Origin of the sequence: Actinoplanes sp. NPDC023936 (assembly GCF_040639325.1) — a bacterium.
Lineage (GTDB): Bacteria > Actinomycetota > Actinomycetes > Mycobacteriales > Micromonosporaceae > Actinoplanes.
Map to the genome: position 1 here is coordinate 1 of NZ_JBEZZR010000010.1, position 19,069 is coordinate 19,069.

General features: G+C 71.3%; 22 protein-coding genes. 15 read left to right on the forward strand and 7 right to left on the reverse strand.

All coding sequences use genetic code 11. The features are described from left to right. Positions 1-235: 235 nt before the first annotated feature. Positions 236-805, reverse strand: coding sequence for a DUF4291 domain-containing protein (locus AB0F72_RS15595; protein WP_360430784.1), 570 nt, complete (start codon positions 803-805; stop codon positions 236-238). A 12-nt stretch (positions 806-817) separates the two neighbouring features. Then, positions 818-1,714 (reverse strand): A/G-specific adenine glycosylase, encoded by an 897-nt coding sequence (locus AB0F72_RS15600; protein WP_360430786.1) that lies wholly within the window; start codon positions 1,712-1,714, stop codon positions 818-820. Positions 1,715-1,734: 20 nt separating this feature from the next. Between AB0F72_RS15600 and AB0F72_RS15605 the strand changes: the two genes are divergently transcribed. From AB0F72_RS15605 to AB0F72_RS15620, 4 genes are all read left to right on the forward strand, one after another. Continuing rightward, the gene (locus AB0F72_RS15605; protein WP_360430788.1) at positions 1,735-2,235 is read left to right on the forward strand and encodes an ACT domain-containing protein; all 501 of its coding nucleotides are present in this window, start codon (positions 1,735-1,737) and stop codon (positions 2,233-2,235) included. Positions 2,236-2,315: 80 nt separating this feature from the next. Further along, a complete protein-coding gene (gene def, locus AB0F72_RS15610; protein ID WP_360431238.1) occupies positions 2,316-2,828 on the forward strand; it encodes a peptide deformylase in 513 nt (170 codons plus the stop codon). 82 nt (positions 2,829-2,910) lie between these two features. After that, the gene (locus AB0F72_RS15615) at positions 2,911-3,681 is read left to right on the forward strand and encodes an adhesin (protein ID WP_360430790.1); all 771 of its coding nucleotides are present in this window, start codon (positions 2,911-2,913) and stop codon (positions 3,679-3,681) included. 4 nt (positions 3,682-3,685) lie between these two features. Beyond that, positions 3,686-4,195, forward strand: a complete 510-nt coding sequence (locus AB0F72_RS15620; RefSeq protein ID WP_360430792.1) for a 2'-5' RNA ligase family protein — start codon at positions 3,686-3,688, stop codon at positions 4,193-4,195. Between the two features lie 122 nt (positions 4,196-4,317). Here the strand turns inward: AB0F72_RS15620 and disA are convergent, their stop codons facing one another. From disA to AB0F72_RS15640, 4 genes are all read right to left on the reverse strand, one after another. Continuing rightward, the gene (gene disA, locus AB0F72_RS15625; RefSeq protein WP_360430794.1) at positions 4,318-5,499 is read right to left on the reverse strand and encodes a DNA integrity scanning diadenylate cyclase DisA; all 1,182 of its coding nucleotides are present in this window, start codon (positions 5,497-5,499) and stop codon (positions 4,318-4,320) included. Between the two features lie 83 nt (positions 5,500-5,582). Next, positions 5,583-7,007, reverse strand: coding sequence for a DNA repair protein RadA (gene radA / locus AB0F72_RS15630; RefSeq protein ID WP_360430796.1), 1,425 nt, complete (start codon positions 7,005-7,007; stop codon positions 5,583-5,585). 28 nt (positions 7,008-7,035) lie between these two features. After that, a complete protein-coding gene (locus AB0F72_RS15635) occupies positions 7,036-7,821 on the reverse strand; it encodes a hypothetical protein (RefSeq protein WP_360430797.1) in 786 nt (261 codons plus the stop codon). A gap of 125 nt (positions 7,822-7,946) precedes the next feature. Then, entirely contained in the window at positions 7,947-8,762 is an 816-nt protein-coding gene (locus AB0F72_RS15640) for a UbiA family prenyltransferase (RefSeq protein WP_360430799.1), read from the reverse strand. Between the two features lie 47 nt (positions 8,763-8,809). Between AB0F72_RS15640 and AB0F72_RS15645 the strand changes: the two genes are divergently transcribed. From AB0F72_RS15645 to AB0F72_RS15660, 4 genes are read left to right on the forward strand one after another with little or no spacing between them, the layout of a single operon-like run. After that, positions 8,810-9,517 (forward strand): methyltransferase domain-containing protein, encoded by a 708-nt coding sequence (locus tag AB0F72_RS15645; protein ID WP_360430801.1) that lies wholly within the window; start codon positions 8,810-8,812, stop codon positions 9,515-9,517. Beyond that, positions 9,507-10,661 (forward strand): acyl-CoA dehydrogenase family protein, encoded by a 1,155-nt coding sequence (locus tag AB0F72_RS15650; RefSeq protein ID WP_360430802.1) that lies wholly within the window; start codon positions 9,507-9,509, stop codon positions 10,659-10,661. The genes AB0F72_RS15645 and AB0F72_RS15650 overlap by 11 nt, the downstream gene beginning before the upstream one ends. Then, positions 10,655-11,713 carry a type III polyketide synthase gene (locus AB0F72_RS15655; RefSeq protein WP_360430804.1) on the forward strand — a complete coding sequence of 353 codons (1,059 nt, stop codon included), beginning with the start codon at positions 10,655-10,657 and terminating at the stop codon, positions 11,711-11,713. The genes AB0F72_RS15650 and AB0F72_RS15655 overlap by 7 nt, the downstream gene beginning before the upstream one ends. Next, a complete protein-coding gene (locus AB0F72_RS15660) occupies positions 11,710-12,159 on the forward strand; it encodes a DUF6023 family protein (RefSeq protein ID WP_360430806.1) in 450 nt (149 codons plus the stop codon). Before AB0F72_RS15655 ends, AB0F72_RS15660 begins: the two co-directional genes overlap by 4 nt. A gap of 201 nt (positions 12,160-12,360) precedes the next feature. Here the strand turns inward: AB0F72_RS15660 and AB0F72_RS15665 are convergent, their stop codons facing one another. Next, complete coding sequence (locus AB0F72_RS15665) at positions 12,361-13,134, reverse strand: hypothetical protein (protein ID WP_360430808.1); 774 nt, start codon at positions 13,132-13,134, stop codon at positions 12,361-12,363. Between the two features lie 335 nt (positions 13,135-13,469). Here AB0F72_RS15665 and AB0F72_RS15670 point away from each other — a divergent pair, with 335 nt between their 5' ends. The 7 genes from AB0F72_RS15670 to AB0F72_RS15700 all read left to right on the forward strand — a co-directional run bounded on the left by AB0F72_RS15670 (position 13,470) and on the right by AB0F72_RS15700 (position 18,930). After that, a complete protein-coding gene (locus AB0F72_RS15670; protein ID WP_014447856.1) occupies positions 13,470-13,955 on the forward strand; it encodes a CarD family transcriptional regulator in 486 nt (161 codons plus the stop codon). Positions 13,956-14,002: 47 nt separating this feature from the next. Then, positions 14,003-14,707 (forward strand): 2-C-methyl-D-erythritol 4-phosphate cytidylyltransferase, encoded by a 705-nt coding sequence (ispD, locus tag AB0F72_RS15675; protein WP_360431241.1) that lies wholly within the window; start codon positions 14,003-14,005, stop codon positions 14,705-14,707. Positions 14,708-14,813: 106 nt separating this feature from the next. Further along, complete coding sequence (ispF, locus tag AB0F72_RS15680; protein WP_360430810.1) at positions 14,814-15,293, forward strand: 2-C-methyl-D-erythritol 2,4-cyclodiphosphate synthase; 480 nt, start codon at positions 14,814-14,816, stop codon at positions 15,291-15,293. A gap of 56 nt (positions 15,294-15,349) precedes the next feature. Further along, on the forward strand, positions 15,350-15,736 hold the full coding sequence (locus AB0F72_RS15685) for a PPOX class F420-dependent oxidoreductase (protein ID WP_360430812.1): 387 nt from the start codon (positions 15,350-15,352) through the stop codon (positions 15,734-15,736). 19 nt (positions 15,737-15,755) lie between these two features. Beyond that, a complete protein-coding gene (locus tag AB0F72_RS15690) occupies positions 15,756-16,853 on the forward strand; it encodes a hypothetical protein (RefSeq protein ID WP_360430814.1) in 1,098 nt (365 codons plus the stop codon). Positions 16,854-16,917: 64 nt separating this feature from the next. After that, positions 16,918-17,760 (forward strand): hypothetical protein, encoded by an 843-nt coding sequence (locus AB0F72_RS15695; protein ID WP_360430816.1) that lies wholly within the window; start codon positions 16,918-16,920, stop codon positions 17,758-17,760. 18 nt (positions 17,761-17,778) lie between these two features. Then, the gene (locus tag AB0F72_RS15700) at positions 17,779-18,930 is read left to right on the forward strand and encodes a PQQ-binding-like beta-propeller repeat protein (protein ID WP_360430818.1); all 1,152 of its coding nucleotides are present in this window, start codon (positions 17,779-17,781) and stop codon (positions 18,928-18,930) included. Positions 18,931-19,069 lie beyond the last annotated feature (139 nt).

The window sequence follows — 19,069 nt, forward strand, 5'->3', positions numbered from 1 at the left end:
TATTCGGATCTGGGCGGGGGAGGGCCCACTCCGGGCGGTCAGGCTTGATCCCTGCGTGGGCCCTCCCCCGCCCCAAAACCTTGCGTGGCTGGCCTTTGGGGGGCCGGGAACGCTATGTGAGGGCTTTCGGGTGGCGGTGGGTGCGCCGGGTTGGCTTTGGTGCGGCTCTGCGGCTCTGCGGCTCTGCGGCTCTGCGGCTCTGCGGCTCTCCGGCTCTGCAGCTCTGCGGCGAGGGCTACGGGGTGGGCCAGGGGTAGGGGCGTTCGGGGGGTAGGAGGGCGGCTGCGGCTGCTGGGGTGGCGCTTTGTGTCCTGGCGTGGATGGTGTGGGCCAGCTCGGTCACGTCGGTGATTGAGGCCGTCCAGGCGGTTGTGTAGTGGGCGGCGGCGTCCGGGCCCAAGCCCAGTTGCAGCGAGCGGTAGGGCAGCGGCTGCAGGTGCAGGTCGCGTTCCGGGTCCCACTGGATTCGGGTGGGTGCGGCCCTGAGCCGGCGCTGCCAGGTCGCTCGGTCGGGGTGCGTTCCGGGCTCGTAGTGGCTCAGGACGGCGTGATTCAGCGCCCACTCGAAGCCGGCACGGGTGATCGACACGGCGAGTATCCGTTCCTGGCCGGGCTTGGTGGCCCAGCCGGAGCGGTACATCATCCACAGGAACGACGGTTTGATCCAGGTCATCCGATTCGGCTTGAACGGTGGCACGAAACGACCGGCTCGCAATGCCGGTTCCGCGATTTCTACCGGATAAGCCTGATAAATCGTGATCAGGTCATCGTCGAACACTGCTCGAATCTCACGCACGAGCAACATCGTTGCGGGGTTCTACAACTGTTGCACCTCAGTTTGCGGCGCATCGCCGGCCAGCACGAAATCGTTCGAACCCAGCGGCTCGACAAGTCCGTCCTCGACGAGTCCGGAAAGCGCCCGCGCCCGTTGCACCTCATCCGTCCAGACGAGGTCCAGGCGCTGCCGCGGCACCGGCCCGCTGGTGTGCCGCAGCACTTCCAGAATCAGTCCTCGAACCTGGCGATCGGTGCCGGCGTAACGCTGCGGTTTACGGCTCGGCCCGTCCGGGAGTGGCGTTCCGGAAAGACGCCAAGCGCAAACGTCATGGAACGGGCATTCACTGCATTTCGGCGACCGGGCCGTGCACACGATCGCGCCCAGTTCCATGAAGGCGATGCTGGCCCGGGCCGCCGTCGGCACGTCGAACGGCAGCAGCGCCTCCATCGCGGTCAGGTCGGCGGCGGTGGTGGCCGGCCCGGCGTCCGGTTTGCCCTCGACGGCTCGGGAGACCACCCGCCGCACGTTCGTGTCCACCACCGGGTGCCGCTGCCCGTACGCGAAGGTCGCCACCGCCCGCCCGGTGTAGGTGCCGACACCCGGCAGAGCGAGCAACTGATCGAGATCATCCGGCACCCGCCCGCCGTGGCGCTCCACGATCGCGACGGCGCAGGCGTGCAGGCGCATGGCCCGCCGGGGGTACCCGAGCCGCCCCCACATCCGGATCGCCTCGGACGGCGGATCGGCGGCGAGCGCGGCCGGTGTGGGCCAGCGGGTCATCCAGGAGCGCCAGGCGGGCTCCACGCGGACGACCGGGGTCTGCTGGAGCATCACCTCACTGACGAGTACGCCCCACGGGGTAGTCGAGGGCTGACGCCACGGAAGATCTCGGGCATTCGTGTCGTACCAGGCGATGGCTGCGTCGGCGAGAGTCATAGCCGTTTTACTGTAGGCGGGTGCACGAGCTAGCCATCACCGTCATCGGCCCGGACCGGACCGGCATCGTCGCCGACGTCGCCGAGGCTCTCGCCGGAGTCGGCGCGAACCTCACCGACTCGACGATGACCCGTCTGCGTGGGCACTTCGCCATGACCCTGATCTGCAACGGGCCGACCGCCGAGGAGGTCGAGGCGGCGCTGAAGCCGGTCGGTCTGCTCGCCACGGTGCGCAGTGTGGAGCCGGAGTCCGACCAGGTGCCGAACGGCGAGCCCTACCTGGTGAGCGTGCACGGCGCCGACCGGCTCGGCATCGTCGCGGCGGTCACCCGGGTGGTCGCCGCGTCCGGTGGCAACATCACCGACCTCACCACCCGTCTGACCGGGCCGCTCTACGTGCTGGTCGCCGAGGTGGACCTGCCGGCCGGCGCGGCCGACGAGCTGGCCGAGCGTCTCGCCGTCGCGGGCGCCGAGCTGGGCGTCGACGTCACGCTCCGGCGAGCCGAGTCGGAGCTGCTGTGAGCCGGCGATCGGCGGGCCCGGAACAGATCAAGGATTCGGCCGGCCCGCAACGGAGCCCGGCATGGGCCGGCTCCGGAGGAATGCCCGAGGGCCGGGTGCTCCCCGTCGTCACCGCGCCAGCCGGCGTGCTCGGCGAGGTCGGTCGGGAGGTCGACCCCACCGACCCGGAGATCGTCCAGCTCGCCGCCGACCTGGTCGCCACGATGCGGGTCTCGCCGGGCTGTGTCGGGCTGGCCGCGCCGCAGGTGGGTGTGAGCGCTCAGGTCTTCTGCGTGGATGTCACGGATCACCCGAAAGCGGCGACGGTCCACGGCACGTTCGTCCTCTGCAACGCGAAGATCATCGAAGCGAGCCGGTGGCGGCCCGGCCGGGAGGGCTGCATGTCCGTGCCCGACCTCACCGGTGACGTGAAGCGTGCGGCGCGGATCGTGGTCGAGGCCGTCCTCCCCGGTACGGGTGAATCCGTCACGATGACGACCGACGCGTTCGAGGCGCGGGCGCTGCAGCACGAGATCGACCACTGTGGAGGCAAGCTCTTCCTCGACCGGGTCGCCGGCGCCCACGCCGTCTACCAGCGCAAGGTCTATCTCTAACGAGCGATTCGCGAGTTGGTGTCGCATAACCGGCGCGTCGTGCGCATGCCGCTGGACGCACGGGTCTACCGTGAGCGTCATCATGCGTGCGACGGTTGGTCCCCTCTCACCCAGCGTCTACTGGCGCCGGCGTGCGGTCGTGCTGGGCGCGGTGCTGCTCGGCGTCATCGTGCTCTTCATGGCCTGTTCCCCTGAGGACGACAAGGACACGAAGACCAAGAACGCGTCGTCGCAGTACCCGACACCCGCGCCGAACACGGCGTCGCCGTCACCGGACACCTCCTTCCTGGACAGCGCGCCGCCCGGCGGCCAGGCGCTGCCGGACCCCGCCGACCTGCTGACGCAGGATCCGGCGGAGGAGCTGCTGCCGACCACGAACGCCCCGACGGCCGGCGCCCCGAGCGCCGGTGCCCCGGGTGCCGGCGCCACGACCGCGGCTGTCCCGGCCGGTGACGGTGGCGCCTGCACGGATGCCGAGATGTCCGTCACGCCCGTTCCGGTGAAGGCCGGTGTCAAGCGCGGCGTTCCGCTCGAGATCCGCTTGAAGATCAAGAACATCGGCACGCGCACCTGTACGCGGGACGTCGGCGCCGACCCGCAGGAGCTCTACCTGGAGCAGGGCGCGCAGAAGTTCTGGTCGTCGGACAAGTGCAGCACGGCGAAGGGCAGCGACATCCGCGCGTTCGCCCCGGGCGCCGAGCGGGAGTACATGGTGACCTGGAACGGCCGCCAGTCGACCCAGTGCGCCAACAACGTGCCGGCCGGCCCGATCCCGCCGGCCGGTGATTACGAGCTGCGCGGACGCCTTGGCGCGCTGGTCAGCGCCCCGGTCGTCGTGACGATCGTCGCCTGACAGCTTGGTCGCGGCACTCGAGCTCTACCTGGACGTCGACGCGACCCGGCGGATCCGCACGCTCTGGCGCGCGCTGGACGACGAGGGCATCCCGAGCCTGGGCTCGCTGCACCAGAAGCACCGCCCGCACATCTCCCTGGCCGCCGCCCGGCACATCGATCCGCACGCGGTCGCGGACGCCCTCGACGGCGTTCCGCTGGGCTGCGGACTGCCCGTGGAGATGAACTTCGCCGGCCAGTTCGTCGGTCGTGTCCTCTGGCTCGGCGTCACGGTCACCCCGGAACTGCTCGCGCTCCACCGAGCCGTGCACACCCGCCTGGACGAGCGCGGCGTCGACGTCTGGGACCACTATCGCCCCGGCCGCTGGGTGCCGCACTGCACCATCTCCCTGCGCGTCCCCAACCCGGTGATGGGCCCGGCGATCCGCCGCTGCCTGGAGGTCCTCCCGCTCACGGCGACGATCACCGGAGCGGCCGTGGCAGACCACGCGAACGACATACATCAAACCCTCTGACGGGTACGGGTCATCGGCCACCCTGCTACGCAGAGTCACCCACCAGTCAGCACCGGACGCCAGGAATGTTCGCTTTGTCGCACGTCGAGCGCGCCGTTACTCTACGGAAGTGAGGCACGTCACTAGACGTAGCGCTCCAGGATCGACGCCTCGGCCAGCCGGGACAGGCCCTCCCGCACACCCCGGGCCCGAGCGTCGCCCACGCCCTCGACGGCCTGCAGATCCTCGACCGTCGCCCCGAGCAGGCGCTGCAGGCTGCCGAAGTGGTCGACCAGGCGGTCGACGATCTGCGCCGGGAGCCGGGGCACCTTGGCCAGCAGCCGGAACCCGCGCGGCGAGACGGCCGCGTCGAGCGCGTCGGAGGCGCCCGGGTAACCGATCGCCTTCGCCACCGAGACCAGGTCGATCATCTCGGTGGCGGTGAGCAGGTCCAGCTCGACCAGGGCCTCGTCGAGCGTGCGGGCCTTGCGGCCGGACGGCAGGTAGTCGCGGATGACCAGGGTGCGGTCGGCGTCGACACCGGCCATCAACTCGTCCAGCTGGAGGGCGAGCAGGCGGCCGTCGGTGCCGAGCTCCACCACGTAACCGGAGATCTCGTCGGCGATGCGGCGGACCATCTCCAGCCGCTGCACCACTGCCACGGCGTCCCGGACGGTCACCAGGTCCTCGATCTCCAGGGCGGAGAGCGTGCCGGAGACCTCGTCGAGGCGCAGCTTGTAACGCTCCAGGGTGGCGAGCGCCTGGTTGGCCCGGGAGAGGATCGCGGCCGAGTCGTCGAGGACGTGGCGCTGACCGTTCACATAGAGCCCGATGATGTGCATCGACTGGCTCACCGAGATCACCGGGAAGGCCGACTGTTTCGCCACCCGCTCGGCGGTGCGGTGCCGGGTGCCGGACTCCTCGGACGGGATCGACGGGTCGGGCATGAGGTGCACGGCGGCCCGGACGATGCGGGTGCCGTCGCTGGAGAGCACGACCGCGCCGTCCATCTTGCACAGCTCACGCAGCCGGGTCGCGGAGAACTCCACATCCAGAGGGAAGCCGCCGGTGCAGATGCTCTCGACGACAGCGTCGTAGCCGAGCACGATCAGCGCGCCGGTGCGGCCCCGCAGGATGCGCTCCAGACCGTCGCGCAGCGCCGTGCCGGGGGCCATCAGGGCCAGGTTGGCGCGGAGCGGATCGCTTGCTCCCCCGGTCAGGCCGGGGCCGGCCGTAGGTGTCATCGCGCGGTGTCCAGCGCCGTTGACGCCGGGACGTGGCGTGGAACTGGCGGCGGGCTTGGAACCATCGCGGTCGAGCGGCACCTGGACATTCTACGGACTGTCATCCACGTCAACGAGGCGTGGTTCGATGAATGCTCCGTAGCGTGATGATTCGTCACGCTGCGTCACCGCGCGACGTGATCGGCGGCGGCCCTCGCCGCGCTCTGCAACGCCGAGCGCAGATCGCCGACCTCGACCACCTGCATGCCCTTGGGCGTGCCTGTCGTCCCGTCCGGCCCGCAGCCCGGCGGCACCAGCGCGACCCGGAAACCGAGCCGGGCCGCCTCGGCGAGCCGACGCCCGACCGCGCCGACCCGGCGGATCTCACCGGTCAGGCCGACCTCGCCGATCGCCACCAGGGTCGGCGGCATCGCCAGGTCGAGCCCGCCGGACGCGACAGCGAGCGCCATCGCCAGGTCGGCCGAGGGCTCGGTGAGCCGGATCCCGCCGACGGTGGCCGCGAAGACCTCCCGGTTGGAGAGCTTGAGCTGCTTGGTGCGGCGCTCCAGGACGGCCAGGACCATGGCAAGGCGGGCGCCGTCGAGACCGGACACCGTCCGCCGGGGCGAGCCCTGCACCTCGGCGCCGATCAGCGCCTGGACCTCGGTGACCAGAGCGCGCCGGCCCTCCATCGCCACCGTGACGCAGGTGCCGGGGACGGGCTCCAGATAGCGCGTGAGGAATAGGCCGGACGGGTCGGGGAGGCTGGTGATGCCGCCCTCGTGCATCTCGAAGCAGCCCACCTCGTCGGCCGCGCCGAAGCGGTTCTTCACGCCGCGGACCAGCCGCAGCGACGAATGCTTGTCGCCCTCGAAGTGGAGCACCACGTCGACCAGGTGCTCGAGGACCCGGGGACCGGCGACCTGGCCGTCCTTGGTCACGTGACCGACCAGGACCGTCGCGATGCCGCGCTCCTTGGCGATCGAGACGAGGGCGGCCGTCACGGCGCGGACCTGGGTCACGCCGCCGGGCACGCCCTCGGTGCCGGGGGCGGAGACGGTCTGCACCGAGTCGAGCACCAGCAGACCGGGTTTCACGGCGTCGAGGTGGCCGATCACCGTCCCCAAATCGTTCTCTGCGGCCAGGTAGAGCTGGTCGTGCAACGCGCCGAGCCGCTCGGCGCGCAGGCGGACCTGGCTCACCGACTCCTCACCGCTGACCACCAGCGACGGGGTGCCGGCGCCGGCCGCCCACTGCTGGGCCACGTCGAGAAGGAGGGTGGACTTGCCGACGCCGGGCTCGCCGGCGAGCAGCACCACAGCGCCGGGGACCAGGCCGCCGCCGAGCACCCGGTCGAGCTCACCGACACCGGTGGCGACGGCACGAGCCGGCGCGGCGCTGATCTGGGCGATCGGCCGGGCCGGCTCGGACGGCATGCGGGAGCTGACCACCCGGCCGGAGACCAGCGGGGCGGAGACTGTGGACTCGATGACCGAGCCCCACTCGCCGCACTCCGGGCAGCGGCCCACCCACTTGGGTGGCTGGTGGCCGCAGGCGTCGCAGACGTAAGAGGCGCGAGGTGCCTTGGCGGAAGCTCGGGAGGATGTCACCCGGCAAAGTTAGCCGGGGGGTACGACATCACTCGTGCTCGGCCTCGCCGAGGTGATCCTCGGCCGGCTCGCCCGGCGCCCGGGAGACGGGGGTCAGCGGGTTCGCGACCGGGGCCGGCAGCTCGAGGGCCGGCGAACCGTCGCTGAACTCGAAGACGAGGTTGACCGAGGTGCCCGGCATGAGGTCGTCACTGAGGCCGATGACCTGGAGCTGCGCCGCGTCGGTCGGACGGAACAGGGCGGAACCCTGCGCGCCGATCTTGAACTGGGCCGGGGCCACCTTGACCGGGGGCACAACCGGGGCGGTCGGGCCGTCGGAGGCGATCGGCGCCGACGGGGCGTCGGAAGCCGGGCCGGTGGGCGCCTCGGACCCGTGCGCGCCGGGAGTCTCGGAAGCGTTCGCGGCGGGAGTCTCGGGAGCGTGCGCGGACGGCGTCTCGGCGGGAGCGCCGGACGGCGCTGCCGGGGCGGCTCCACCGGTGACCACGCCGACCTGGCTCGCCGAGACGACCTGGGCCTGTTCGGTCGGCTTGGAGCTGATCGACACCGTGATCTCGTTGTCGGTCTGGTTGTAGAGGCTCAGCTCCAGCGGCGCGTTCCCGCCGGCCTGGTAGCCCTGCACACCCGGGAACTCCACCTGCAGGTTGCGGATGTAGACGCTTCCGGCCGCGGTCTGCGAGTCGACGCCGCCGATGGGCGTGTCCAGCATGGCGGTTTCGGCGACCTGACCGGCCGAGCACCCGGCCAGCGCCAGGACAGCGACCGTGGCGGCACCCGCGACCAGACCGGCGCGACGGGTTCCCAGGGGACGCATCACGATCCTCCAAATAGAGACACCAAGGTGTTAGATCAGCCTAATGGGCGGCGATCGGCCGCGTGCGCCGACCCATCCAACAGGTGCCGGTCAGATCCATCATGCGCCGGTCAGGCCAGGACGGATCAGCTCAGCACCAGCAACACGACGTCGATCAGGGCCACCACCATCACCGCGCGAAACAGCGCCACCGGCCGGCCACTCGCGCGCTTGGACACGTACATCCCAAGAGGAAGGACCACGACGGCGACCGACACCGCCGCCCAGCCGGCCCACGACGGAGGCCCGGGGGGCCCTGCGACAAGCGTGAGCGTGGCACCCAGAAGGAGTACCGCGGCGGCCAGCTGGGAGCCGCGGGCGCCGATCCGATGCGGCAACCCGCGCACCCCGGTCGCCGCGTCGTCGGCGAGATCCGGGAGCACGTTGGCGAAGTGCGCGCCGCCGCCGAGCAGCGCGCCCGCCGCGACGAGCCAGGCCGGTGGGGCCGGATTGCCGGGCAGCGACACCACCACGAACGCCGGCAGCAGCCCGAACGCCACCAGATAGGGCACCACGGAGAACGGCGTGGATTTCAGCGGCCAGTCGTAGAGCAGGGCGAACACCCCGACCAGCGCGATCAGGAGGGTGGGCACGGCGCCGAGCGGCAGCGCCGGCAGGGGAATCGCGAGCGCCGCGAGCAGACCCGAGATTCCCACGGTACGGGCGGAGACCGCGCCCGCCGCCACCGGTTTGTCCCGCCGCCCCGCCGTGCGGTCCCGGTCCGCGTCCAGCCAGTCGTTGACCCAGCCCACCGCGAGCTGGGTGAGCGCCACCGACAGCACCACCGCGACGAGCCGCCACCCCCGATGCCCCACCCCCACGGCGAGCAACGCCATCGCGAGGGTGACGGCGCCACCCGGCTCCGGATGTGAGGCGCGTAGCAAGGCGAGTGCACGGGGCATGTCTCGCAGTGTGGTGGAACCGGCGATCCCGTGCCACGCTCGATCACATGCTGTCGATGCAGCGCAATGATCCCCGTCAGTACGACGACCTGGCCGGCGAGTGGTGGCGACCCGGCGGAGACTTCGAGCTTCTGCACTGGCTGGCCGCCGCCCGCGCGGCGCTGATCCCACCGGCGTCCGGCCCGGGCCGGGTGCTGCTGGACGCCGGCTGCGGCGGGGGACTGCTCGCCCCGCACGTGCGCGACAAGGGGTACCGGCACGTCGGCGTGGACCTGGGCCGCCCGGGCCTCGCGGAGGCGCACCGGCGCGGGGTCACCGGCCTCAACGGCGACGTGACACGGCTGCCGCTGCGGTCCGGCAGCGTGGACGTCGTGGTGGCCGGCGAGATCCTGGAGCACGTCACCGACCTGCCGGGAACTGTCGCGGAACTGTCCCGGGTGCTGCGGCCGGGCGGGCTCGTGGTGATCGACACGGTGAACGACACCCCGCTGAGCCGGCTGATCACGGTGACCCTCGGCGAGCGGCTCGGTGTGGCGCCGGTGGGACTGCACGACCCGGACCTGTTCGTGCCGCCCCGGCGGCTGATCGAGCAGTTCGCCCGGCACGGCGTGACACTGCGGATCCGCGGCGTCCGGCCCACCCTCACCGGGATGTTCAAGTGGCTGGTGTTGCGCAGGGGGTCCGCGGGAAAGATCGTTCCGGCGTTCTCCGCCGCCGTTCTCTATCAAGGGGTTGGTACCCGGCATGATCGATGAGGCTCGCCGGCTGGCGCCGCGCTTCGCGGCCCGCGCCGCCGCCACCGACCGGGACGGTTCGTTTCCCGTCGACGACTTCGCCGACCTGCGCGACGCGGGACTCTTCGGCCTGATGGTCCCGGCACGTCTCGGCGGTACCGGCGCCGGCTTCGCGGAGTACGCCGAGGTCGCCTACGAACTGGCCCGGGGCAACGGCGCCACCGCGCTGGTCTTCAACATGCACGCCTCGGTGACCGGCGCGCTCAGCGGGATCAGCGACGCCCTGGCCGACGCGCTCGGGCTGCCGCCGGACGCGATGGCCGCCCGGGACGAGCACCTGAAGGCGGCCGCCGCCGGCAGCTGGTACGCGGTGGCGATGAGCGAACGCGGCGTCGGCTCCCGGCTGTCGAAACTGGCCACCAGCTACGAGCGGGTCGACGGCGGATACCGGATCACCGGGTCGAAGACGTTCTGTTCGGGGGCGGGGCACGCGGACGCGTACCTGGTGGCCGCTCGCAGCGCGAGCGACCCCACCCAGGTCTCGCAGTTCCTGGTCCCGGCCGGCGACGGGATGCGCGTCGAGGAGACCTGGGACGCGCTCGGCATGCGCGCCACCGGCTCGCACGACCTGCACATCGACGTGACGGTCCCGGCGTCGGCGCTGCTCGGCGGCCTGGAAGGGCTCGCGCTGGTGGCGGTGCAGCTGGCGCCGCACTGGATGGTGGCCAGTTACGCGGCGGTCTACGTGGGCGTGGCCCGGGCCGCCGTCGACGCCGCCGTCGCGCACGTGAACGAGCGAGGGCTCGGGCATCTGCCGGCGGTCCGTGCCCGGATCGGCCGGGCCGACGCCGCCGTGTCCGCCGCCCATCTGGCGGTCCGGGAGGCGGCCCGGCGCGTCGACGAGGCGCCCGGCGACACCGAGACGAACCGCTGGGTGTGGCGGGCGAAACTGCTGGCCGGCACGACCGCGGCCGAGGTCGCCGCATCGATGCTGGAAGCGGCGGGCACGTCGGCGATGCGGCGAGGCCATCCGCTGGAACGCCTGTACCGCGACGCCCGGGCCGGCTCCCTGCAACCGGCCACCAGCGACGTCTGCGCCGACTGGCTCGGCATCGACGCCCTCGGCGGCGATCCCGACTCCGACGGGGTGACCCCCCGGTGGTGACCGCGGTGATCAGCGGCCTGGGCGTGGCGCTCCCGCCCTCGGCCGTGCAGTCCGAGCTCTGGGACGGGTACTTCGCCCACCACTACAGCGGCACGCGGCGGGCCCTCGCGAAGCGGATCTTCACGAACTCCGGGGTGCGTACCCGGCAGGCGGTGGTCAGCCCGCTCCTCGAAGACGTCTCCAGCTGGTCCACCGAACGCCGGATGCGCCGCTACCAGGTCGAGGCGATCCCGCTCGGCAAGGCGGCGGTCGGCCGGGCCCTCGCCGACGCCGGCCTGACCGCCGACGAGCTGGGCCTCTTCGCGGTCTGCTCCTGCACCGGGTACGCCACTCCCGGGCTGGACATCCTGCTCGCCCGGGACATGGGCATGTCGCCGAGCGTGCAGCGCCTCTTCGTCGGGCACATGGGCTGTTACGCGGCACTGCCGGGCCTCGGCACGGTGAGCGACTTCGTGGTGGCCCGCGGGCGGCCGGCGCTGCTGCTCTGCGCGGAGCTGACGAGCCTGCACCTGCAGCCGGCCGGTACCCGTACCGACATCCAGCAGATCGTCTCCCACGCGCTCTTCTCGGACGCGGCGGCCGCGTGCGTCGTCACTCCCGGCGGGCATGGGTACGCGGTCTCCGAGGTCGCCGCCGTCACCGACACCACGACCGCCGACCACATGACGTGGGAGGTCACCGACGCCGGATTCCGGATGGGGCTGTCCCCGCAGGTGCCCTCGGTCCTGTCGGCACACGTCCGTGAGCTGGTCGACGACGTGCTGGCCAAGCGCGGGCTGCGGATCGCCGACATCGACGGGTGGGCGGTCCACCCGGGCGGCCCCAAGATCCTCGACGTGGTGCAGGAGCGGCTGGAACTCGACGACGCGGCGCTCGCGCCCTCCCGGGGAGTGCTGGAGGCGTACGGGAACTGCTCCTCCGCGACAGTTCTGCTGGTTCTCGACGCCCTGCGCCGCCAGGAAGATCCACCACGACGAATCGTCATGCTTGCGTTTGGTCCCGGCCTCACGCTCTATGTCACTCTTCTGGAGGGCTCTACTCTCGGAGCGTGAACGCGGAACGGGGTCGCGGTGCCGTATTGCACCTATTGGCGGCGTTGATCCTGGTCGCAGGGGCGATGTGGTGGTGGCGAGCCGCACCTCGCGAACCGGTCGACGACCGCCTGCTGGACTGGCGGCTCACCGCCGAGCAGTTGCTGCCCGACTCGGGTGACCTGCAGACGTCCGGGACCGTGGCGGTCACCGAGGACGGTCATGAGGAGGTCGCCGAGGTCGGCGGCGGAGAGTTCCTGGTGTCGGTGGTCTGCGCGGGGGAGGACGGCAGTCGGGTCCGGGTCAGCCTCGGCGCGCGGGAGACCGGGCGGGGGTTGAGGTGCTCGGGGGAGCGGACGCCGGAGGTGTTCAGTGTCGGGCTGGCGAACGAGCTCCACCTGCGGGTGAACGTGGAGAAGGCCGGCCCGGTCGTGTTCCGCTACACCCTCCAGCGCGTCAGCTCGTAACGCCGCCTCCCGCGCTCGCCGCGCGTGGCGTGGCCGCCGCTTCCCGTGTTCGCCGCGCGTGGCGTGGCCGCCGCTTCCCGTGTTCGCCGCGCGTGGCGTGGCCGCCGCCTCCCGCGCTCGCCGCCTGCCGCTCCGCTCGCTGGGCGTTTTGTCCGAGCGCGCGGGTGCTGCGCGTTTTACCGTTCCGCCTAAGCGGGCCGATTACAGGCGGGCCAGATCGGGGCGGATCCGCTCGGCCGAGGCGACCCGGTCCCACAGCCGCACGATCTTGCCGGACTTGTCGACCACGAGCACCGCGGCCGTACCGTCGGGTGCGCTCAGCCGGAAATGGCGCCGCAGGCCGCCGGTGGGATCTTGCAGGAGGCTGACCGCCTTGCCGTCCGCCTGGGGGGTCTGCGCCGGCGGCAACGCGACCGCGCCGGTGCCCACCGAAGGGGTGGTGGACTCGACGGCGATGACCGCGGTATCCGGCTTGACCAGAGAAACGGTATCGGCGATCAGGCGCTCGCAGTCGCAGCCGTCGGTCAGAATGATTACAGCGGGTAGCCGGCCCATCAGCGAGACGGTCTGCCCGTTAGCGCCGATCAACTCCAGGGCGGGCAGCTTGCCGGCCGGCTCCTCGGTGGTGGTGGCGGTGCGCTGCGTGGCCGGCTGACGCGGCGGGCCGGGCCACGCCGAGGCGAACAGGCTCGCCACCGTGACCAGGATGGCCAACGAAATGATCAGAGCGGGAGTGCGCACGGCGAACGTGCCCCACCGGCGCAGGCGGCGCACTGCCGGCCTGCGGGCGAAGCGCTGCCACCCGGTGGCGGGCGCCGCCGTGTCCAGCTCGGCGCGGACCGCCTCGACCTCGTCGGAGAGCTCGGAGAGGTCGTCGGGGATCACGATGACCCCCCACTCCTCCGGGAGGTCAGGAAGATCGTCGTTGGCGCCGCCGTCAGGCGGCCAGCCGCCGTTGTCGCTCGCGCCAGCCATGACTAAACCTCCCCCCTGGCCGACCAGATCTTGCTTCGGTCGGGGAACTCTCGTCCAGCCTCCCCCACGGGGGCTCGCATCGCCAGTGGTGCGTCATTGCGGACCTTAGCGATAAGCTTGATCTGACAAAGCCATCAGGTCGGGAATTTCCGACTCGCTGGCTTAGCCCGTGACGTGCCGATCACTTTGAGTTACTTAGGCAGCTTCTCGCTTCGCTGTCAAGCGGGAGAAAGCCCCGTCACATGCCCCCTGAGCTGCACTAACAGTGACCGCCAGGGCGAGACACCGCCGTCTGAGCGTGTTACCCTAGACACAGCGAAAGGGGTTTCGAACCTATGGTTTTCAGTGTCGGCGAGACCGTTGTTTACCCCCACCACGGGGCCGCACTCATCGAGGCAATCGAGACTAGGGTCATCAAGGGCGTTGAAAGGCAGTATCTCGTTCTGCGTGTCGCCCAGGGCGATCTGACTGTTCGGGTGCCCGCTGAGAACGCCGAAGAAGTCGGCGTGCGCGAAGTGGTTGGCGAAGAGGGCCTGGGCAAGGTCTTCGACGTCCTGCGCGCTCCGCACACCGAGGAGCCGACCAACTGGTCGCGGCGTTACAAGGCCAACCTGGAGAAGCTGGCCTCCGGCAACCCGCTGAAGGTTGCTGAGGTCGTTCGTGACCTTTGGCGTCGTGAGCGTGAGCGTGGCCTGTCCGCAGGTGAGAAGCGCATGCTCGCCAAGGCCCGCGACATCCTGGTCGGCGAGGTGGCCCTCGCTGAGAAGAGCACCAAGGACGAGGCTGAGGTTCTGCTCGACAAGGTCCTCACCGAGGCCTGATCCACCCGACGCAAACACTCCTCAAGACTGTGTCCGACGACCGCGACGTGACCGCGCAGCCCAGTGCTCGCGGTGACGTCGCGGTCGTCGTTCCAGCCGCCGGCGCCGGCCTCCGGCTCGGTCCCGGCGCGCCCAAGGCGCTCCGCCTTCTCGAGGGCGAGCCCCTGCTTGTCCACGCGGTCCGCCGGATCGCCGCGGCGCCCTCGGTCGCCATGATCGTGATTGCCGCCCCACCGGCCGACGTCGACGCCGTGCACACCCTTCTCGCCGAGATCGCCCCGGTCACCGTGGTGGCCGGCGGTGCCGAGCGTCAGGAGTCGGTCGCCGCCGCCCTCGCCGTCGTCCCGCCCGAGCTGGGCATCGTCCTGGTCCACGATGCGGCCCGTTGCCTTACCCCGGTCTCCGTCTTCGAGCGCGTCGCCGCCACCGTCCGTGACGGCGCCGACGCGGTGATCCCGGTGCTGCCGGTCGTCGACACGATCAAAGAGGTCGACGACAGAGAAACGGTGCTGGGTACGGTCGACCGCTCCGCGCTCCGAGCCGTCCAGACCCCGCAGGGCTTCCGGGCCTCGGTGCTGCGAGCCGCCCACGCCGCGGCCGCGGATTCACACACCGACGACGCGGGAGCAGTCGAGAAGCTGGGCCTGCCGGTGCGCTGCGTTCCCGGCTCCGACCTCGCGCTGAAGATCACCCGCCCCATCGACATGGCCGTGGCAGCCCACCTGCTGACACTTCCCACCCCGCCGGACTAACCCGCGCCGCGGTGCCCGCCGCCGACATCGAGGCCGGCGTCAGCAGGGCAGGCGCTCGCGGGCGGGCCGTCGGGGATGGGCAGCACACGGGGCGGCGTAGGCTCGCGTGGTGATCGTTCCGCGGGTTGGTGTCGGTACCGATGTGCACGCCTTTGACGGCGACCGGCCCTGCTGGGTGGCGGGACTCCAGTGGCCCGGGGAGCCCGGCCTCGCCGGGCATTCCGATGCCGATGTGGCAGCGCACGCTGCCTGTGACGCGCTGCTCTCCGCGGCCGGGCTCGGTGATCTGGGCAGCAACTACGGGACGAGCCGGCCCGAGTGGGCGGGCGCGGCCGGGGTGGCGCTGCTCAAGGAGACGGCTTCTCGGGTTAGGGCGGCCGGCTTCGAGATCGGGAACGTGTCGATTCAGGTGGTGGGGAACCGTCCCAAGATCGGCAAGCGGCGCGCCGAGGCCGAACGGGTGCTCTCCGACGCGGTGGGCGCGCCGGTCACCGTCGCCGGGACCACCACCGACGGCCTCGGCCTCACCGGGCGCGGTGAAGGACTGGCCGGCATAGCCGTGGCGATGGTCTATCCCGCTGCCTGAGCCCCGTGGCGGTTGTCACGGAGGAAACTCCGTGGTCATCGGGCATGATCACTGCCATGACCGTCGCGCTGCCGGAGACTGCCCGGAATTTGATCGACAATCCCACCTACGTGGTGCTGACCACGATCAACCCGGACGGCACGCCTCAGTCGACTCCGATCTGGGTCAAGCGGGACGGTGAGGACGTCATCTTCTCGACCGTCCGGGGACGCCAGAAGACGCGGAACATGGAGCGGGACGCGCGGGTCTCGATCTGCGGGTACGACCCGGCGCAGCCGTACTCCTACTTCACCGTGGAGGGCACGGTTGATCTGCGGGACGACGAGGGCGACCTGATCAGCGAGCTGAGCTTCAAGTACGCGAACGAGCCGTGGACCGCCGACGGGCCGGACGTGGTGCGGGTCGTGTGCCGGCTCACCCCGACTCACGTCATTTCCAGGTAGACCGCCTACGCTCGGCATCGTGTCCGCCCCCATTGAGCCCGAGACCACGCCCGAGGAGCACCGGCAGCGAGCGCTTCTCCTCGCCGACCTCGGCCGGTACGACGAAGCCGCCGAGGAGATCGCGGCCGGCTTGAGCAGCGCGCCGAAGGAGTCCGCGCTGCTCGCCACGCTTGCCACCATTCACCTCGCCGCGGAGCAGCCGGTCGAGGCGCTGGCCGCCGCCGACCGGGCCGTGTCGGCCACACCGCCGGCGCTTCCGGCACTGGTGGTGCGGGCCATGGCGCTCACCGACTGCCGGCGGTTCAGTGATGCCGCGCAGGTCGCGGAGGGGATTCTCCGGGACTGGCCCGAGGACGCGTACGCACAGCGAACCGGCGCCGCCCTGCTCAGTGAGGCGCGCAACGGCCAGGAGGCGCTGAACGCCGCGTGGAACGGTGTCCGGGTCGCTCCGACCGAAGCCGAGGCGCACCTGGTCCTGGCCGTCGTCGCGGCGCGGCTGCGCCTCTTCGACCTGGCGCAGCGGGCCTATGCGGAGGCCCTGGAACTGGACGGGACGGTCGGCGACGCCGCCAGCGAGGTGGGCATCGTCCGGTTCGAGCGGCGCCGATGGGCGCGAGCACTCGAGGACCTGGCCGAGGAGGCGTCGCTGGGTGTTCCTCCGGAGGCCTCGATGCCGGGCGAGGAGGCGTACCCGAGCAAGCTGGTGAGTGAGGTGGCGCGCCCTGCGCGCCCAGTGCTCGACGTCTCGGAGGAGTCCGCGGACGCGGTGCGCCAGACCGTGCAGTACGCGGCGGGCGGCACCCTTGTCGCCGCCGTGCTGACCGCCGCCATGACGCTGGTCAGCTCGGGGATCTCGCGGGTCTGGTCGGGCATGGTCGGTGTGCTGATCTTCGGTGCGGTGGTGCTCTGGTTCCGGGGGCGGCTACCGGAGCCCGGTGGTGTGGTGCTGGCCCGGCTGCGCTCCGCGAACCGGAAACTGGCGGTCGCGGTCTATCTGAGTTTCGCGGCACCGCTGTTCCTGCTGCTCTACACGGTGATCGGTGGCCTGCCCGCGCTGGTGATCGCGATGGTCCTGGCCGCCGCCGCGGAGCTTCTGGTGATCACCAGCCGCCGCTGAAGGCGCTGATAAGCGAGGACGACGTGGTTGTCCGTTTCTCGCGGCGTCCATTAGGTTCGAAATCGTGTCGACGATGGTGCCTCCGCTCTATGCCGGGCTCGTCGATGACGCGTCTCTGCTTCCGCCCAGTCCGATCGTCCTGGCGGACGCTGTGGCGAAATACGACGAGCACGCCGCTTCCTGGTACGCGGGTCTGATCGGCTCCCTGCTGGTCCCCGCGTCGGTCGTCGGCGCCGGTCCGCTGCCCCGCGCCCGGGCCGGGCTGATCGGTGACGTGCCCGCCGCGAACCTGCCGGTGACCGTGGAGAAGCTGCGGGCCGCCGGCCTGGCGATCGAGCACGTCGAGGCGGCGGTGGCCCGCCGGGGCGAGGACCCGCAGCCGGGGCTGGCCGCGTTGCGGGCGTTCGCGGCGCGGCAGGGCGACATCCGGCTGTATGCCGAGATCCCGCTCAGCTGGGGACTGCTCGCCGCGCTGGACAGCGTCGCCGAGGCCCGCGTCGAAGGGCTGGCGATCGCCCCCAAGTTCCGGGTCGGCGGGCTGGCCGCGGAACTGTTCCCGACGCCGGTCGAGCTGGCCGCGGTGATCTGCGCGTGCCGGGACCGGGAGTTGCCGTTCAAGCTGGCCGCGGGGATGCGGCACGCGACCCGGCACACCGATCCGGAGACCGGTTTCACCCACCACGGGTTCCTCAACGTGCTGATCGCGACGGTGGTCGCCGCGGAGGGCGGTGAGGTGGCCGAGGTGGCCGAGGCGCTCGCCGCGACGCACCCGGTGCCGCTGGTCGAGCCGGCCCGGGCACACCGGGACGCGCAGCGGCCGCTGTTCGTCGGCTTCGGCGCGGCGAACGTGGTGGAGCCGCTCACCGAACTGGTGCGGCTGGGGCTCATCAACGGTGGGTATGAGTGATCGTGGGATGATTCCGGTGTGACCCGGGTGCTGCTTCGAACTCTGGCGGCCGCGGTTCTGCTGGTCGCCGCCGGTCTGATCGGCTGGCGGGTGCTGGCTCCGGCCGAGGTGCTGGCGAGCGCTACCGCCCCGTACCCGCCGCTGACGATCCGTCAGCCGGGTGTCACCAGCAAGATCAATGTGGCGCCGCTGGTCGTCGACGGCCGGCTGCGCGTCTACGCCGCGAAACATCAGGTACGAGCCGACGGGCCGGTCGACGCGCGGACGGTCTACACCGCCCGGTGGTCGTTCCGCCGCTGGCCCGAGCAGCTCAGCGGCGTGGCGGCGAGCGGGACGACTGTCGTCACCCGGTGGTCCGACGGTGAGCTGGTGGCGCTCGATGCGCGTACCGGGAAGATCAGTTGGCGGGCGGACGGCCCGGAGGCGCCCGGCTATGCCGGACACCGCACCGGGGCCGCGACGGTCTGGAGCCCGCCGGGCTTGCGGATCGCCGCCGGCAGCGTCGTGATCACGACAGATCAAGAACTGATGGGGTACGACGTGAGCACCGGCGCCGTGCGCTGGCGGATGACTCGTCCGGCCGGCTGTGCGGAGAGCTTCACCACGGCCGGCGGTGCGTACGCGTGCACCGGCGGCACCGCCGTCGACGTGGCGACCGGCAAGCCGGTGACCGGCTGGCCGGCAGCGCCGTGGACGCCGCTCGGCTGCGACTCCGACGGTTCAGGTTGTGCCGGCCTGCGGGACGCTGCGGGGCAGGGATGGGTGCACGGGAAGCGGGCGCCGGCCCTGGACGATCGGGACGCCACGGTGGCGGCCGGGGTGGTCGTCACCTCGGACGGGAACGTGGTGACCGGCCGTTCGCCGTCAGCCGAGGGTGGCGAGCTCTGGAGCTGGAGTGGATCGGCGCGGGTGCTGGGTGGTTACGGCGCTACGGTGCTGCTGTTGACGCCGGAGAACACGTTGATCGGGGTAGATGGCGGCACCGGGGTGGAGACGTTGCGGTTCCCGCTGGGGCGGGGCGGCGAGAGCACGGTGTGGAAGCCGGGGGCGTATCGGATCGCCGGTGGTTATCTGGCGATGGAACAGCTCAACATGGACGCGCCGGATGACCCGGAGTCGCCGATCTACTATTTGACGCTCGACACGGTGATCGTTGCATCCTTGGGTTGACCGCCGTGGCGCCGTGTGTTGATTTTGCGCCGCGTCGCGCCGTGTGTTGATTTTGCGTCGCGACGGGCCCTGTGTTGATTCTGGTGTTGACTGCACGTGTTGAGTTGATGCGTCCAGTCAAGCTCTTCAGTCCAGTCAG